Genomic DNA, 16,348 nt, shown 5'->3' with positions numbered 1-16,348 from the left:
GAAACGGTCACGCGAGATCATCTGCCGCCCGACCACCGGGTCGCTGCCGCCCTCGCCGGCCGCGCTGGTCAGCTCGGTGTCGGTGATCAGCCCGGTTTCCGGCTCGGCGCTGACATGGCCGCGGAACCCGTCTTTACGGTTGGACTTCGACTTGCGGGTGTGCCGGGCCTCGGGATCGACGGTGGAGATCACCCGGTCCGGCGCCACCCGCCGCGCGATGCGCCACCGACCGTCGGTGCCGTCGGAGCCGTCGGCGAGCTCCACGTCCTGGCCGGCCACCAACGCCAGCAGCCCCAACGCGTCCGCGGCGGGCTCGTCACGCTCGGGCGCGTCCTCTCCGGTGAGCTCGGCCAGCACCGCCAACGCGTCGTTGACCAGATCCGACACCAGATTCGCCTTCGCGTCGGGATCGTCCCAGTCGATGTCCGGCTTTCCGGGCTTCGAATAATCCAACCGGGCCACGCGCTCGATCACCGATTCCGCGCCGGGCACCAGCCGCGCCGCCTTCCGCATCGCCGCCACCAACTGGGTTACCGTGTCCTGGGTGGCGACCGCGTCGTCGAACACCGTCGAGTCCACGCACCGCTTCCGACGGCCACGCAGGATCCCGGTGTCGGCGATCACCCGCGCGACCGCGTCGAACACCCGGTCCGGACGATCGGAGGCAGCGATCCGTTTCCGCCAATACACCAGCGTGGAGGGGTCGAACGCCGCCTGCGTCAGCGACCGCCCGCACGCCACCTTCCACCGGATGTCGTAGCGCACCGCGTCCGCGGTCTGCGGGTCGGACAGGTCGAACAGTTCCTTGAGCACCAGCACCGACCCGACCAGATCCGCCGGCAGCGACGGCCGCCCAGTCGAGGAGGAGAACAAATCGGCGATGAACGAATCCGGGAACAGCTCGTGGCGGTGCTCGGCCAGGAAGGCGAACACACTGCCCGCCGGCACCAACTCCCCGACCAGCGCCTGCGCGTCCAGCAACTCCCGATCCGATCGCGTAATCCCTTGCACCACAACATCATCACACGCCACACCGCCCATAGCCGTCAGACACGACGATCGCTGGACGGGTTATTCAGTGCGCTCCAAGGTCGCCACGAACTGCTCGTGAAACGTCGCCGCCTGCGCCGCCGCCGCCTGATACTCCTGGGCGTGGGCACCGAACAGCGCCGCAATGGCCGCCGACACCTCGTCGGCGGCCGCTGCCGCGACTTCGGTCGTCGGAATGACTGCCGCCAAATTGCCCGCACTCACCGCCGAACCGATCCGCGCCACATCCGCTGCGGCCGTCGCCACCATGTCCGGCCCTACCAGCACGAATGACATCGCCTACCCCTCGTGCTATCGCGTACTAGTCATCATGGAGCCCGACACCGGAAAACACGCGGGTATCGAAAAAAAATGGAACGGGCCGTGTGCTCGTAGACAGACCGCCGCCGCGCAAACCCGAGCATCACCTCACGGGCTGATGGCGGATACTCAGGACGGCTACGCCGGGGTGATCGCCAGCGCGAGTTGTTGCGGCACGACGTTCATCAGGGTGGGAAGAATGCCGCTGACGGGCGGACCGGTAATGTCGTCCACAAATGGCGGCAAGAACCACACCAGAGTTCCCGTCATGGCGTGTGGCGGAGCAAGAATCCCGTCAAAGGGGATGTCAAGCACCAAAAGTCCCAGGCCAAGCGGCAGCAGCAAGGGTAGTGTCACTTCGCCGTTGAGGAAGCCGTTGGCGACGAACGCGGGAGCATCGATCAGCGCTCCTAATGCTCCCGCGACGTCCCCGGTCTGCACCGCGCCGGTGAAGGCCGCCACGGCGGTCCCGAATCCCCCCAGGGTGCTGAGCGGGGGGCCCAATGCCGCGAGGGTCACCGCCGGTGCCACCTTCGTGAGTGTGGTCCCGACATTGACGAGGTTCTGCTGGATCTGCGCGGGAATGGCAGCGATCGGGAATAGGTCTGCCGCAACATGATTCAGTGCCGACGGGTCGGACAGCGCGGTACCGAGGTGTTGGGCCGCGTTCTGCAGCGAGGTGGCGATCGTCTGACCGTATGCCATCTGGTTGGCAATGACCTGACGCAAGAACGGCGCCGGGTTGGTAGCCCAGGTGCTGCCGAGGCTTTGCAGGTTGGCGGATGTAGTCGCAATGAGGTCTTGATACGGGCCGGCAATACCCGGAGTCGCCGCCGCCAGCGCGGTGGGCGTGCCGAGCAGCGACGCAGAAACCGATTGCATGCCGGCCGCGACGCGTCCAGGAAGCAGCGCGGCCGCAGCCACGGCTTGACCGGCCGACGTGGCGACGCCGGACTGGAGCGCAGCCACGGCGCCGACGCCCTGTCCGACCGCCGAGGGGCCGCCGGCGGGGATCAACGGGTGCCCCAGCAAGGACTGCACGGGCGCATTCACCGCGCCGATCAACGCCTGCTCGGCGTTGGCGATCTCGGTGCCGAGATATGCTGCGGCGCCGCCATTCAACAAGCTCACCAGCTGCTCATGGAATGTCGCGGCCCGGGCGCTCAGGGCTTGAAATTCCCGGGCGTACGCGTTGAACAATCCGGAGATCGCCGCCGACACCTCGTCGGCGCCCGCAGCCATCACCCCCGTCGTGGGCGCCGCCGCCACCGCGTTGGCCGAACCGATCGCCGAGCCGATATTCGCGAGATCGGTTGCTGTCACCGTCATTGTCTCCGGGGCCGTGATCACAAACGACATCTGATACCTCCACTCGCGTGCGGCCAGCGACGTACAGTTTCGTCGGCGCAATACCCATCCTGATAGGGGATTTGTACCTTTGTTGAATAAGCCCTAGTGCCCCGAACGCGCCGACGGATCGTCGAGCTTCAGCGGTTGCCGCGGTGCGATCAAGCCGACGGTTGTCCCGGAAAGCTCAGGGCGGACCAGCCCGCGCAGCATCGAGCTTCACCCCGCTAGAACTTCGCCGGCTCCGGCGTCAGCTCGCGGTAGCGGCGCGCCGTATCCATCAGCGCGGTGGCGCCGGCGGTCAGGTGGCTGCGACGGCTGACGGCTGCCACGTAAAGGTAGGCCTCCGGAACGATGCGCTGCACTCGCGCGCCGGCGCGCTGCGCCACCCGGGTCCACGACGACGGCATGACCGCCCGGCCTATCCCGTTGAGCACCATCGGCAGCATAGAGGTGCGGTGCGCAACCTCGGCGACGATGGTGGCCGGGATGCCTTCGGCCAGGACATCATCGACGAGCGCACGCATCAACGAGCCACGCTGGGACACGATCAGCCGGCACCCGGCCAAGTCTTCGCGCCGCACCGTCGGGCCACCCGGCCCATCATCATCGAGACGCGAAATCAATACCAGCGCTTGACGTTCCAGAGCGACGACGTCGAGATCGGAAGCGCGCGTGGGTTCGGCCGAACCCAGCACCCCGATCTCGGTTGCGCCGCTGCGCACGCTGTCCAGAATCTCTTGCGGAGTGAAGCCGGCCTCGACGTTGACGGCGACGTCCGGATGGTCACCGGCAAAAGCAGCCAAAATCGTTGTCAGCGGTTCCATTCCCGGCGACGGCATGGTGATCAGATCGACCCGACCACCACGCAGGCCCTTCAGCTCCCGAATGACGGCTGATGCCTCGTCGATATCGCGGAGTACCACCCGGGCCGGACCCACCAACGCCTTACCGGCGTCGGAGAGCACCACCCCGCGCCCGACCCGGTGAAACAGCGGCACGCCCAGCTCACGTTCGAAGCCGGCGATCGCCTGCGACAGCGACGGCTGGGCGATCATCAGCTGTTCGGCCGCCCTGCCAAAGCCGCCGTAGTCGACGACCGCCAGGAAGAACTTGAGCTGCCTGATATCCATGGCCATTCCTCTGATCAGCGTCGATAGGCGAAGCCTATATCAACGATCGCAACTTGGTCTTGGACGCGCACCGGCGGGCGCCCCGCTAATGGACCGTGTAGCAAACCACAGAGTCAGTAACGGAGGCTTCCCATGACAGGGCAGACAGGGCAGACAGGGCAGACAGGGCAGGTTTTCAAGATCGCCGCGATTCCCGGTGACGGCGTCGGCAAGGAAGTCGTCGCCGCGGGCCGACGGGTCCTGGACACCCTGGCGGCCCAGTCAGGCCGGTTTACCTTCGAGTGGACCGAGTTCTCCTGGGGCTGTGAGCATTACGAGTGGACCGGGCGGATGATGGCCGCCGACGGGCTGGAAACCCTGCGGGCGTTCGACGCCATCTATTTCGGCGCGGTGGGCTGGCCCGACGTGGCCGACCACATCAGCCTGTGGGGACTGCGGCTGAACATCACCCAGAATTTCGACCAGTGGGCCAACGTCCGCCCGGTCAAGTTCCTGCCCGGCGTGGTTTCGCCACTGCGCAACGCCGACGACCACGACCTGGACTGGGTAGTCGTGCGGGAAAACAGCGAAGGCGAGTACGCGGGACTGGGCGGGCGCAACCTCAGCGGTCGCGGCCCCGGCAACGAGGTGGCCCTGCAAACCGCCTTGTTCACCGACAAGGGCTGCGAACGCATCATCCGGTTCGCGTTCGATCTGGCCCGCACCCGGGCAGTGAAGAAGGTCTCCAGCGTCACCAAGTCCAACGCCCAGCAATACGGAATGGTGTTGTGGGACGAGGTCTTTGCGCGGGTCGCCCAGGACTATCCCGACGTGGCACACGAGAGCGTGCTGGTGGACGCGATGAGCGCCAAGTTCGTGCTGCACCCCGAAGACCTGTCGGTGGTCGTGGCGTCCAACCTCAACGCCGACATCCTGTCGGATCTGGGCTCGGCGCTGGCCGGCAGCCTGGGCGTGGCCGCCAGCGCCAACCTCAACCCGGAACGGCGCTTCCCCAGCATGTTCGAACCCGTGCACGGTTCGGCACCCGACATCGCCGGGCGCGGGATCAGTAATCCCATCGGCGCGATCGCCAGTGCCGCAATGATGCTCGACCACTTCGGCCTGCACCACGAGGCTCGCCGCGTCGAATCAGCGATCGAAATGGCCACTGGCCGTGGCGTATTGACCCGCGACATCGGCGGCACGGCCAGCACCGACGAGATGGCCGACGCGGTGATCGCCGCGCTGGCGCCGGTTCTCAGCACGGCCCGACCACTGTCATGACGGCATACGGGAAGACGCCGTGGTACCGGCAGCTGTATTTCTGGGTGCTGGTCGCCATCGGTGCGGGCATCGTGCTGGGCTGGCTGGCGCCGGCCGCCGGTGTGGCGATGGAACCGGTCGGCGCCACATTCGTCGCCGCGATGAAAATGCTGATCGGGCCCATCGTGTTCCTCACCATCGTCGGAGGCATCGCCAGCGTCGCGGACCTTCGCAAGGTCGGCCTGACCGGTGTGAAAGCGCTGGCCTACTTCCAGGCCGGGACGATCGTCGCGATGGTCACCGGGCTGGTGGCGATCAACGTGTTCCGGCTCGGCGACGGCGTCAACGCCGACCCAGGCAAGATTCCCGCCGTCTACCCGGGGCCGAAACCGACCGCCGCAGGCAAGCACGGGTGGGAGCTGCTGACCCACCTCGTTCCCAGCAGCGTGGTGGGCCCGTTCGTCGACGGCGACGTCCTGCAAATCATCTTTCTCGCCGTGCTTTTCGGGGTGGCGCTCAACGCGGTCGGCCAGATCGGCGGCCCGGTGCTCGACGCGGTCAACCGACTGACCGCGGTCGTCTTCAAGGTGTTGTCCTACCTCATGAAGCTGGCGCCGCTCGGGGCATTCGGGGCAATGGCCGTTGCGACCGGCGGATACGGCGTCCACATGCTGACCAGCCTGGCCGGCCTGATCCTGCTGTTCTACGTCACATCGGCGCTGTTCGTGGTGGTGGTGCTCGGCTCGGTGATGGCGTATTTGCGGCTCAACATCTTTCACCTGCTGGGCTACCTGCGTGCGGAGTTGTTGCTGGTCATGGGCACCTCCAGCCCCGAGCCCGCACTGCCCGGATTGATGCGCAAGCTCGAACACGCCGGGGTCAGTGCGGCCACCGTGCGGCTGATCGTGCCGACCGGTTACGCGTTCAACCTCGACGGCGCGGCGATCTATCTCTCCCTGGCCGCGGTCTACATCGCCCAGGCGACCAACACCCGGCTGAGCATCGGTGCGCAAATCGGTTTGCTCGCAGTCATGTTGCTGACGTCCAAGGGTGCGGCCGGCACGGCCGGGGGCGGGTTCATCGCGCTGACCGCGACACTGAGCACCGTCGGTCACATTCCGGCCTCCGGGATCATGCTGATCTTCGGGATCGACAAGTTCATGGCCGAGTGCCGAGCCCTGGTCAACTTCATCGGTAACGCGGTGGCCACCCTGTTCGTGGCCAGGTGGAACCGCGAGCTCGACGTTGAACAGGCTCGAAAGGTGCTCACCGGCAGCCGTATTCGTCCGCTCGGCCTAGACACTGATCCCGTCACACCAATACTCGTCGCAAGCGGAATGCACCATGCGGGCACTCGTCGCACCTGACAAGTTCAAGGGCAGCCTGCCGGCCACCGATATTGCCGACGCCATCGCCGACGGCCTGGCCGCAACCGGCGTGTACACCCTGACCATGCCGTTGGCAGATGGCGGCGACGGCAGCGTCGCCGCCGCTGTGGCCGCCGGGATGCGGCTGCATGCGTGCGTCGTCGCCGACGCGCTCGGTCGCCCACACATCGCCGCCATCGCCGTCGACGCCGGAACAGCCGTCGTGGAAGTGGCCAACACCTGCGGATTGTCGATGCTGCCGCGCGATGCGCTGGCGCCGATGACCGCATCGAGCTACGGGTTTGGCGAAGCGATCCGCCACGCCGTGGTCCTGGGAGTGCGGCGCATTGTCCTCGCGCTCGGTGGCAGCGCCAGCACCGACGGAGGTACCGGCCTACTTGCCGCGCTGGGCTATACCTTCCACGACAGCAGTGGCCAGGCCATCACACCGGAGGCCCACGCCCTCAACCGAATTCGCCGAGTGGACGCCTCGCGCGCCGTCGACCTGAGCGGGGTCGAGCTGGTCGTGGCCAGTGATGTCACCAGCCCGCTAACCGGGCCCGACGGGGCCGCCGCGCTTTTCGCTCCGCAGAAGGGGGCGACCGTCAGCGACGTCGATCGCCTGGAGACAGGCCTGACGCGCCTCGTTTCCGCGCTGCAACGATCGGCCCGCCGGGACGCCACGGCGTTGGCTCGAACACCCGGCGCCGGTGCGGCCGGTGGATGCGGTTTTGCGGCGCTGTGCCTCGGTGCCCGAATCGTTTCCGGTGCCGACTACTTTCTCGACCTGCTGGGTTTGGCCGTGGCCGGCAGAACCGACATAGATTCCAGCTCAACACTATTCATGGAAATCTTCACTCTCGCTGACCACACCGCCTGCGACACCAGCCGCGACCCTCGACTCAGCGCCGAAGTGCTCTACCGCATCGGCACACACATCGGACGTCGCATCCAGCTGTCGGCCGGCAGCCGGCAGCCGGCAAGGTCGTGAGATCGTCTGTGCCGCAGCCCTATTCGCCGCTTCCCTAGTCGTCGACGTGGCGTCAACCGGGCGGTGAAGCGGCGAGCAATTCCTGCAGCGCGGCGGTGAAGTCGTCGGCGAGGTCTGCCAGATCGGGCAACAGCTTGGGGCAGGAAATGATGCCGAGATCGAGTTTGTCGTTGAGCGACATGACGGTGATGTTGAGCCCGCAGCCGTGAAAGATCGGCCCAAGCGGATAGATCGCAGTAAGCCTTGCGCCAAGGAAATACAGCGTGCCCTGCGGACCGGGCACATTGGAGACGATCAGGTTATGCACCGGCGAATGGGTCAGCGGGATCTTGGCGTAAAGCCGCATCGCGGTACCGAACACTGCCCGGTCGGCGAACTGCGCCCAATCCTGCAGCAGCGTGGCGCCGAGCGCCGAACTGTGGTCCTTGGCGCGCGAGTTCGCTTGCGCGATGGCCTGCAACCGCCGGCCCGGGTCGGCGATGTGGGTCTCCAACCGGGAGAACATGCCCGAGACCTGGTTATGACCGGGCCGCGAAGAGGTCTGCCGCACCGACACCGGCACCATCGCCACCAGCGGCTTGCTGGGCAGTTCACCGCGCTCGAACAGCCAGCGCCGCAACGCTCCCGCGCACAGCGCCATGACCACGTCGTTGACCTTGACGCCGAACCGATTCTTCACCTTCTTGATGTCGGAGAGCTCGAGCTGCGTAAACGCGATGTTGCGCTGGGCGGTGACCGCGGCATTGAACGCCGTCGGCGGCGCGGCGAACGGACGTGCCATGCTTCGGCCGCTACGTGCTCGGCGGGTCGTCTCGACCAGCGAGGTACCCGTCAGCGACAACACGTTGACAAGCTGCCACGATCGGGCGGCAAAGCCCACCAGCCCGCTCGAGGCAATCTGCAGCCAATTGGCACCACCGGGGCCGGCCACCGCATCTGGCGGTGGTGCGTCCGGTTCGGTGCTGCACAGCTTTGCAAGCAGGTCGGCGCCCATGACACCGTCCACCGCGGCGTGATGCACCTTGGTCAGCACCGCCACTCGGCCACCGCCGGATGCGGGCGTGCCGGCGAGGCCCTCAATGACCCACATCTCCCATAGCGGGTGGTCGCGGTCGAGCGGCACCGCGGCGATTTGTGCGCAGATCTCGGCGACTTCCGCCCGTCCGCCCGGGGCCGGCACGCCGATGCACTGCAGATGGTGGTCGAGATCGAACGCGCTGTCCTCCACCCATACCGGGTGATCCAGATTCAGCCGGCTGTCGGCCAGCTTCTCGCGGAATTGCGGCATCGCTTTGATCCGCATTCCTAACGCGTCGCGCAGCCGGTCAAACGTGTAACCGCCCGGCATTGTCGAAGTGTCCAGTTCCAGCAGCGAACACACATGCAACGGCTGTGTGAAGGTTTCCAGGTACAGAAAACTGGCGTCCAGCCCGCTCAGTCGTTCCACAATGGTCTCCCTTGACTCGCTGCGGGTATCAGCTATCTACCGACCGCGCCGCCGCTGTCGGCTACCGATTCCGGGCATACTGGACCAGCCGGGAATACCCCTTCTGACGGCGGGTAAACCTGCCGCGGCGAAACACCGGTGCGCACGCATGGCTTCGAGCCGGACGACGCGGCAGCGGCCCGGCTCGTAGGATCGGGCAATGCAGCTCGACGAGTACCTGTCACTGGATGCGACGGCTCTGGCCGAGCTCGTCGAACGCAAACAGGTCACCCCGGCCGAACTTCTCGCCCTGGCGCGCCAACGTGCCGATGCGGTCAATCCGCGGTTGAACGCGATCGTTCGCCGCCTCGACGAGGTCGCCGACCGGCAAGCCGCCGACCCCCAGTTGCACGGCGCATTCGCCGGTGTGCCATTCCTGATCAAAGACCTCGACCAGGAATATCAGGGCTTCCCCACCTCGTCCGGGTCCCGGTCGCTGGCCAACGACGTGGCCGACCGGCACGCCCTGATCACCCAGCAGTTCCTGGACGCCGGCCTGGTGATCTTCGGCAAGACCAACACCCCGGAGTTCGGGGCCAAGGGCGTGACCGAGCCCGAATACTGGGGTCCGGCCCGCAATCCGTGGAATCTGCGGCGCACGCCCGGCGGCTCGTCGGGCGGATCGGGAGCTGCGGTTGCCGCCGGCATCGTGCCGGCAGCCGGGGCCAACGACGGCGGCGGGTCGATCCGCATCCCCGCCGCCTGCAACGGGCTCGTCGGCCTCAAACCCAGCCGGGGGCTGGCGCCCTACGGTCCGCAGACCGGCGAGCCGATGTTCGGCATGGCGGTCCAGGGCGTCGTGTCGCGCACCGTGCGCGACAGCGCCGGGCTCTACGACGCGATCGTCGGACCCAATCCCCGTGCCGGCTACCAGGTTCGGCTCCCCGACGCCCCGTTCACCGAACACATCCGGCGGCGGCCGGGCACCCTCAGGGTCGGCTACTCGACGTCGTCGGCGATCAACCCCCGCCCCCACCGGGAGGCCGTCGCCGCGGTCGACGATGCGGCGAAGCTGCTGCAGGACCTCGGTCACCGGGTCGAGGAAGTCAAGCCGCCCTACGACGACGCCGCCCTGGCGCGTGATTTTCTGACGATCTGGTTCGCTCAGCTCTACCGCCACGTCGCCGACATCAAAGCGCGAGTCGGCGCCCGCGACAGCGACTTCGAGGCCGACACCCTGGGCATGTGTGAGCTCGCCCGATCCGCGGGCGTCCTGGCGCCGATGCAGGCGCTGGAGAACATCAACAACTACATCCACTCCCTGACGACATTCCACGAGAGCTACGACTACTTCCTGACCCCCACCCTGGCCACGCCTCCCCTTGCGGTCGGCGCCACCGCGACGTCACCCCGCCTGCAGACGGCGTCCCGGCTGCTGAGCAAGCTGCATGCGGGAAAACTGTTGGCGCTCAGCGGAATTTTGGATCAGCTGATTCAGGAGAGCCTGGGCTGGGTGCCGTACACGCAACTGGCCAATCTGACCGGGCGACCCGCCATCAGTGTGCCGTTGCATTGGACCGACGACGGTTTGCCTTTGGGGGTGCAGTTCGTCGGACGGCTGGGCGCCGACGGTGACCTGTTGCAGCTGGCCGCGCAACTCGAAGAAGCGCGCCCCTGGGCACACCGGCATCCGGCGCCCGCGGTGACTGCGACTTAGGCTCTCGCTCAGACCCATTCGTGCACCGGAGCGCCGGCGTGGGCGTTCTCGGCATAGCGCCGGGTCATCTCGTGCAGCGCCGTGATGCGCTGCATCCCGCCGTCCTCGAGGCGGCGCACCACCCCGGTCTGCCAGGCCGCGCCGGTCTGCCCGGTCCGCACCCGCGCTTCGATGACGCCCAGGTAGCGGTCGCGGTCAGTCGCATCGACACCCCAGGCATCCAGCCCGGCAGCGGCGGCCGGTAGCAAACACTCCCCGACGAGCCGCTCGACCGGCTGCTCGCCTCCCTGCCAATGCAGCCGCGCCGCCAGCCCGTCGCGGGCCCCGCGATGCAGGTTCTGCTCGGCCGCCGCGAACGCCAGCTGCCGCCACGGCGCGGCGTCGCTGTCGGTGCTGTCGGCGATCGCGCGGACCAGCCCGTAGTAGAAGGCGGCGTTGGCGATCATGTCGACTGCGGTCGGACCGCTTGGCAATACCCGGTTTTCGATGCGCAGTTGCGGTTGCCCGGCCTGGACGTCGTAGACCGGACGGTTCCAGCGCCACACCGTGCCGTTGTGCAGCCGAAGCTCCCGCAGAGTGGGCGCGTAACCGGCCTGCAGGGCGGCATCGGGGTCCTGGGCCTCCAGCATCGGAAACAGCGGCGGAAACAACCGGACGAGGTCGTCGAACAGTTCGACGGGGTCCTCGATCCAGCGGTCGCCGAGCCGCACGCGCGCCGGTGCGCCGGCGCGTACCTCTTCGCGGCGACGGCTGTCGAGCAGCTGTTCGAGCAGCGTGATGCGGGTTTCCTGCCATGCCTGGCGGCCGAGCAGGTACGGCGAGTTGGCCGCCACCGCCACCTGCGCCCCCGCGATGGCCTGGGCGGCGTTGTAATAGGCGGCGAAGCGGTCCGGCGCTACCCGCAGATGCAGTTGCAGGCTGGTGGTGGCCGCATCGGGTGCCACCGAATCGGTGGTGAACTCCACCGGCTCGCAGCCATCGACAATGCGCACCAAAAACGGCCGGTGGCGGGCGGCGGACATCCGGCTGGACAGCAGCTCGTAACGCGGGTTGCGGGAGATGCGCTCGACGGTGAGCTGCTCGGCGCTCAGCGTCGGCAACATGCCCACCGCGAGCAGCCGGGTGCCCAGCCGCTCGATGCGGGCCCGGCACCCGTCGAGGACCTCGGCGAGGTCGCGTTCGCTGTCACGCAGCACGCTGCCGTGTAGCCGGCGGGGCGCCAGGTTCAGCTCGACGTTGAACTGGCCGAGCTCATGCTGCATGTCCGCGCGGCCGAGGCGGGCCAGGACCGCGTCGTTGACCAGCCGCGGCCGGCCCAACGGGTCCACCAGGTCCAGTTCCACCTCCATACCGATGGAATCCTGGTGGCCGGTGAACCAGCCGTCGTCGACCATGCGGCGCAACGCGGCAACGCATCGTCCCAGCCGGTGCCGCACCTCGCGCTCGTGGCCGACGACCAGGCCGGAAGCATCGACGCGGTCACCCACGGCACACCTCCTTGCGGCACGGCCGGATGCCACCGCAACTACAGCATGCCCCTTCCTAGATCGGCACAGCCACCGGCCGGAACACGCCGAGGTGGTAGGAGCTGCCGGCGTACTCCTTGGCGCCCACCTGCAGCGACAGCGGCGTCTGGACCGGCTCGCCGGTCGCCACTCGGGCGGCAATGGAGTCGAGGTCGAACCGGGGGCGCCAGCCCAGGTGGTGCCGGGCCCGAGCGTTGACGTACACGCGGTCCAGGCGGTCCGGGAAGCGCCACCCGCGCCGCTGCCACACCCTCGCGGCCAGCGGCGCCCGCCGGGCGAAAACCGTTGCCGCGTCGGTGCGCAACAGCGCGAGGTCCTCGCGCGTGAACGGCGTGGTCGCCGAGACGACATACCTGCCGAACCCGAGGTGCGGGGCACTCGCGGCGGCTCGCAGGTGCGCGTCGACGACGTCTTCGAGCGCGACTCGGCGAAACGCATATTCGTTGGCCTTGATGTTGTCGTCGCTGCGGCCGTCGTAATGCTCGGGCATGTCGTCGCCGTCGGCGAAGAAGCGGGAAGCGCGCAGCACGACGCAGGGCAGGCCGTGGTTGCGACGCGCTAACTGGCAGAGGTCTTCGGCCCCGACCTTCGATACGCCGTAGATGTTCTTGGGCACCGGCAGCACCGACTCGTCGATCCACGCGGCGGGCTGGTCCTCCGGCGGGACCAGCGCGTCCCCGTACACCGTCGTCGAGGAGGTCATGACGAAGGCGCGCACCTTCGCGGCAACCGCAGCTTCCAGCACGGTGTGCGTGCCGCTGATGTTGGTGTCCAGAAATTCCTGGCCTGCGACGAACGCCAGCTGCGGCTTGTGCAAGGCCGCCGCGTGGTACACCACGTCCACCCCGGCCATCACTTCGCGCACCAAGTCCGGATCTGTCACCGAGCCAACGACATTCGTGTACTCCGAGGGACGGGAGTCGAGGCCCATGACCTGGGCGCCGTGGGTGCGCAGCGTCCGCACCAGGGCCTCACCGAGGTGCCCGGAGCTGCCCGTGACCAGCGTGCGCACCGCACGGCCGCTGTGCGAGAACAGTTGCGCGGTTCGGGTAGCGGTGTGAATTCTCGTGGCGGCTGGGTGAGCTCCGGTTGGAGTGACGAGCATCTGTGTCCCCTTACCTGGTACTGGCGGATTCTTGAAGCACCGACCTCAGCCGCGCATTCCGGCGACCGCCCGATCGATATCTTCGGGTGAAAGCCATGTCCCGACAGCGTCTTTCGCAATCCGGCGGATTGCGCGGGACACCGCGAGGCCGGCCTGTTGCGCCGACGCCCGCAGCCGCTCGAGGTGCAGTGAGTCAAGGCCGTGGAACCCGAAGCAGACCTCCCACGGATCGATGCCGTAGCTTTGCGGCGCGCGCCCCAGCATGTCCGATCGAGCGGCGTCGAAAAGCCGGTCCACATCGATGCCCGACAAGTGCCCGCGGCGCTGCAGCGCGGCAACCAGGCACTCGGTCTGGCAGTTGCCCGCTCCGCGCCCGAAGCCCATCAGCGTCGCGTCCAGGAAATCGGCCCCCGCCTCGAACGCCTCCAGCGTGTTCGCGACGGCCAGGCCCAGGTTGTTGTGCCCGTGGTAGCCGACCGTGACATCGGTCGCGTCGCGGATGGCCTCGACGTAACGTCGCACATCTTCGGGCAGGAACGTGCCCGTGGTGTCCACCACGTAGACGATTCCGACGCCCAGATCGCGCGCCCGGGTCGCGGCGCCGGCCAAGACCTGCGGTTCGAACAGATGAGACTTGACCAGCTGGACCGAAACCTGCAGTCCTCTGGATTGCGCGCGCTCGATGAACGGCGCGAAGCACTCGAGGTCGGTGGCGATCACGCACATCCGAAGAAAGTCAAGGTAGTCGCCGGCCAGGTCCACCGTCTCGATGGGCGCCAGGGCCGGGACGATCACTGCGCCCAGTTTCGCCTTGCGCACCGCGTCTCGGCCGGTGCGGAAATATTCTTCGTCGGTCTGCGCCGCCCGGCCCTGCGCCGCCGGAGCGCCGATGGTGACGCCGTGCCCGATTTCGATGTAGGGAATGCCCGCCTCGTCGAGATCGCCGATGATGGTGCGCAGATCGTCATTGCGGTAGCCGAAGTTGACCGCGTAGCTGCCGTCGCGAATGGTTGTGTCGAGGATGACCGGTTCACGTGTCATTTTCCGACTCCTATCTCGGGTTTGTTGAGTTCCGGGTCGATCACGATGTCGACCACGCACGGGCCGGTCGCAATCAGGGCTTCTTCCAATGCGGCACGCACATCGGCGGCCTTGTCGACACGAATTCCTTGCGCACCAAGGGCATTGGCCATTGCAGCCAAGTCGTTCGCGCCGGTCGCGGCAAGCGGCGAGGGGTCCATCCGGCCGCGGATCACCGCGGTGGTGGCACTCAACTGTCCGTCGTTCAAGACAATCCAGGTGACCGGGAGGCCCTGGGCGACCGCGGTGGAGACCTCGGTGCCATGCATCAGGAACGCGCCGTCACCGGCGATGCAGACGACGCGTTGGCCGGGCCGGGCCAGCGCCATGCCGATGGCGCCGGCGACACCGCAGCCCATGGGGGCGAAATCGACCGTGGCAAAGAACGTTCCGGGCGCTCGCACCGGTATCCCGCGAAAGGCCCAGTAGATACATGTCCCGGAATCCGTGCAGAGCGTTGTTTTCTCTTCTGCATCTTCTGCATCTTGTGCCGACGTCAGCAGGCAGTCCAGCTCCCGCATGACCGCCAGCGGATGGATCGAGTCGCCGCGGGTTTGCGGGACCGGCAACGCAACCGGCGCCGGCACCGTAACCGTTCGCGAGGATCGCGCCGTCCGGGCGCTCAGCGATGCCACGAAGCCCCGGGCGGTGGCAGTGACGCCGAGCGAAGTGGCGACGAAGCGGCCGAACGCCGCCGGGTCAGGGTCCACATGGATGACGTCGGCTCGCAGTCCGCCCCAGCGCGGCGAAAACGAGCGGGTGACCAAGCCGTCGAAGGAGACACCGACCGCGATCAGCAAATCGCACGGGGTGCCGAATAGATAGTCTTCGGCCCTGCCGTCGCCGAACAAGCCGAGCACGCCGAGGAAAAGCGCATGCGTTTCCGCGACGACTCCGCGTCCGTTGGGTGTCGTAGCAAACGGAAGGCCGGCCTTCTCGGCGAACCCGACGACCTCGGCGCCAATTCCATCCCCGCGACAGCCGTTGCCCAGCAACAGCATTGGCGCAACGGATCGCTGCAGCCGGCCGCTCACCTCGTCGGCGATCTCCGGACCACTCGGGGCGAGCATTGCCGGGGCGGCGCGGCCGGTGGCGGTCATCCCGACCGGGTCGACGGGCAGCACCTGGTTCACCAGGTCGCGCGGCAGGCTGATGTGCACCGGTCCGCTCGGGGCGCTCGCCAGCGCCCGAAAGGCCCGGTCGATCTTGGTACGCGCATTGGCCACCGATTCGATCGATACCGAACTGCGGCACAGCCGGCGGAAGACCGCACCCAGGCCGAGCCCGTCCTCACTGGTGTCCTGCTGCGAATGCAGACCGAATTCGGCTACCGACACCTCCCCGGTGAGAACGAGCATGGGTACGTGGTTTACCGACGCGTTGGCCACGGCGGTCACGATGTTGGTCGCCCCGGGTCCGGCCGCGAAGACCGCAGCCGGCCGGCCGGAAGCCCGGGCATAGCCGTCGGCGAGGTAGCCGGCGCCACCCTCGTGCCGGGTCAGCACGATGTCGAAGTCGCTATCCCGAGCAACACGCACCAGCAGTGAGTCGAGCCGGGACGTCGGAAGCCCGCACAGCAGGGATATCCCGGCCTCGCGCATCCGGTTGACCAGGTGGTCTCCGACGGTGATCACGTTGGCTTGTCGCATTCGGGCGCGTAGGCCGGACCGCAGGCACACAGGAACACCAGCGGGTCGCGACCGAGATTGCGGATCTTCTGCGGCACCCCGGCCGGGATCCAGACGGTGTCGCCGCTGCCCACCGCCCGGGTTTCCGATCCGACGAACACCAGGCCGCTGCCGGAGAGGACGAAATAGATCTCGTCGGTGTTTTCCAGGCAATGCCACACGGTTTCGGCGCCGGCTGCGACGGTCGCGTGCGCCAGGCTGACCGAAGCGATGCCCACGTTCAACCGGTCGACCAACGGCCGGACCTCGGACAGGTCGGCCGCGACAAACGGCTGCGCATCCCTGGCGTTGCTGACGAACATGGGCACAGCGTCGGCGCGCGCGCTGGTCGAATCCTTGGCAGATCCTTGGAAAGACATGGCCATACGCGGCCGCC

13 protein-coding genes and 1 pseudogene are annotated in these 16,348 nt (G+C 67.5%); 4 read left to right on the top strand and 10 right to left on the bottom strand.

The features are described 5' to 3' along the window. The 4 genes and pseudogenes from CDN38_RS29540 to CDN38_RS16910 all read right to left on the bottom strand — a co-directional run. Positions 1-1,011, bottom strand: a 1,011-nt coding sequence (locus tag CDN38_RS29540) for a transposase (protein WP_161951609.1), incomplete at its 3' end; no start/stop codon positions are given. A gap of 75 nt (positions 1,012-1,086) precedes the next feature. Continuing rightward, positions 1,087-1,326 (bottom strand): annotated as a pseudogene (locus CDN38_RS16920) (PE family protein); the annotation flags it as partial. A 162-nt stretch (positions 1,327-1,488) separates the two neighbouring features. Next, positions 1,489-2,709, bottom strand: a complete 1,221-nt coding sequence (locus CDN38_RS16915) for a PE family protein (RefSeq protein ID WP_075510090.1) — start codon at positions 2,707-2,709, stop codon at positions 1,489-1,491. A 215-nt stretch (positions 2,710-2,924) separates the two neighbouring features. Further along, the gene (locus CDN38_RS16910; RefSeq protein WP_075510256.1) at positions 2,925-3,830 is read right to left on the bottom strand and encodes a LysR family transcriptional regulator; all 906 of its coding nucleotides are present in this window, start codon (positions 3,828-3,830) and stop codon (positions 2,925-2,927) included. Positions 3,831-3,962: 132 nt separating this feature from the next. Between CDN38_RS16910 and CDN38_RS16905 the strand changes: the two genes are divergently transcribed. From CDN38_RS16905 to CDN38_RS16895, 3 genes are read left to right on the top strand one after another with little or no spacing between them, the layout of a single operon-like run. Continuing rightward, positions 3,963-5,093 carry a tartrate dehydrogenase gene (locus tag CDN38_RS16905; RefSeq protein WP_075510091.1) on the top strand — a complete coding sequence of 377 codons (1,131 nt, stop codon included), beginning with the start codon at positions 3,963-3,965 and terminating at the stop codon, positions 5,091-5,093. Next, positions 5,090-6,439, top strand: coding sequence for a cation:dicarboxylate symporter family transporter (locus tag CDN38_RS16900; RefSeq protein WP_082277046.1), 1,350 nt, complete (start codon positions 5,090-5,092; stop codon positions 6,437-6,439). Before CDN38_RS16905 ends, CDN38_RS16900 begins: the two co-directional genes overlap by 4 nt. Next, positions 6,417-7,430 (top strand): glycerate kinase, encoded by a 1,014-nt coding sequence (locus tag CDN38_RS16895; protein WP_075510092.1) that lies wholly within the window; start codon positions 6,417-6,419, stop codon positions 7,428-7,430. Before CDN38_RS16900 ends, CDN38_RS16895 begins: the two co-directional genes overlap by 23 nt. 52 nt (positions 7,431-7,482) lie before the next feature. Here the strand turns inward: CDN38_RS16895 and CDN38_RS16890 are convergent, their stop codons facing one another. Then, entirely contained in the window at positions 7,483-8,877 is a 1,395-nt protein-coding gene (locus CDN38_RS16890; RefSeq protein ID WP_075510093.1) for a WS/DGAT/MGAT family O-acyltransferase, read from the bottom strand. Between the two features lie 199 nt (positions 8,878-9,076). Between CDN38_RS16890 and CDN38_RS16885 the strand changes: the two genes are divergently transcribed. After that, complete coding sequence (locus CDN38_RS16885) at positions 9,077-10,573, top strand: amidase (protein WP_075510094.1); 1,497 nt, start codon at positions 9,077-9,079, stop codon at positions 10,571-10,573. 8 nt (positions 10,574-10,581) lie between these two features. On the opposite strand, the gene CDN38_RS16880 is transcribed toward CDN38_RS16885, so the two are convergent. The 5 genes from CDN38_RS16880 to CDN38_RS16860 all read right to left on the bottom strand — a co-directional run bounded on the left by CDN38_RS16880 (position 10,582) and on the right by CDN38_RS16860 (position 16,337). Further along, positions 10,582-12,060, bottom strand: a complete 1,479-nt coding sequence (locus tag CDN38_RS16880) for a glutamate-cysteine ligase family protein (protein ID WP_075510095.1) — start codon at positions 12,058-12,060, stop codon at positions 10,582-10,584. A 55-nt stretch (positions 12,061-12,115) separates the two neighbouring features. Next, complete coding sequence (locus tag CDN38_RS16875; RefSeq protein WP_180276421.1) at positions 12,116-13,111, bottom strand: NAD-dependent epimerase/dehydratase family protein; 996 nt, start codon at positions 13,109-13,111, stop codon at positions 12,116-12,118. Positions 13,112-13,249: 138 nt separating this feature from the next. Next, positions 13,250-14,245, bottom strand: a complete 996-nt coding sequence (locus CDN38_RS16870) for a hydroxymethylglutaryl-CoA lyase-like TIM-barrel protein (RefSeq protein WP_075510096.1) — start codon at positions 14,243-14,245, stop codon at positions 13,250-13,252. Next, entirely contained in the window at positions 14,242-15,933 is a 1,692-nt protein-coding gene (locus CDN38_RS16865; RefSeq protein WP_082277048.1) for a thiamine pyrophosphate-binding protein, read from the bottom strand. The genes CDN38_RS16870 and CDN38_RS16865 overlap by 4 nt, the downstream gene beginning before the upstream one ends. After that, positions 15,915-16,337: a cupin domain-containing protein gene (locus tag CDN38_RS16860; RefSeq protein ID WP_082277062.1), complete on the bottom strand. Its 423-nt coding sequence runs from the start codon at positions 16,335-16,337 to the stop codon at positions 15,915-15,917. The genes CDN38_RS16865 and CDN38_RS16860 overlap by 19 nt, the downstream gene beginning before the upstream one ends. Positions 16,338-16,348 lie beyond the last annotated feature (11 nt).

This window comes from Mycobacterium ostraviense (assembly GCF_002705925.1).
Classification (GTDB): Bacteria; Actinomycetota; Actinomycetes; order Mycobacteriales; family Mycobacteriaceae; genus Mycobacterium; species Mycobacterium ostraviense.
Note: the sequence above shows the minus strand (reverse complement) of the source record. Positions and strands in the feature narration are given on the sequence as shown.

Coding starts and splice junctions, on each gene's coding strand:
- CDN38_RS16865 (WP_082277048.1), bottom strand. CDS start 15,933: ATGCGACAAGCCAACGTGATCACCGTCGGAGACCACCTGGTCAACCGG.
- CDN38_RS16905 (WP_075510091.1), top strand. CDS start 3,963: ATGACAGGGCAGACAGGGCAGACAGGGCAGACAGGGCAGGTTTTCAAG.
- CDN38_RS16860 (WP_082277062.1), bottom strand. CDS start 16,337: ATGGCCATGTCTTTCCAAGGATCTGCCAAGGATTCGACCAGCGCGCGC.
- CDN38_RS16885 (WP_075510094.1), top strand. CDS start 9,077: ATGCAGCTCGACGAGTACCTGTCACTGGATGCGACGGCTCTGGCCGAG.
- CDN38_RS16900 (WP_082277046.1), top strand. CDS start 5,090: ATGACGGCATACGGGAAGACGCCGTGGTACCGGCAGCTGTATTTCTGG.
- CDN38_RS16915 (WP_075510090.1), bottom strand. CDS start 2,709: ATGTCGTTTGTGATCACGGCCCCGGAGACAATGACGGTGACAGCAACC.
- CDN38_RS16895 (WP_075510092.1), top strand. CDS start 6,417: ATGCGGGCACTCGTCGCACCTGACAAGTTCAAGGGCAGCCTGCCGGCC.
- CDN38_RS16870 (WP_075510096.1), bottom strand. CDS start 14,245: ATGACACGTGAACCGGTCATCCTCGACACAACCATTCGCGACGGCAGC.
- CDN38_RS16910 (WP_075510256.1), bottom strand. CDS start 3,830: ATGGATATCAGGCAGCTCAAGTTCTTCCTGGCGGTCGTCGACTACGGC.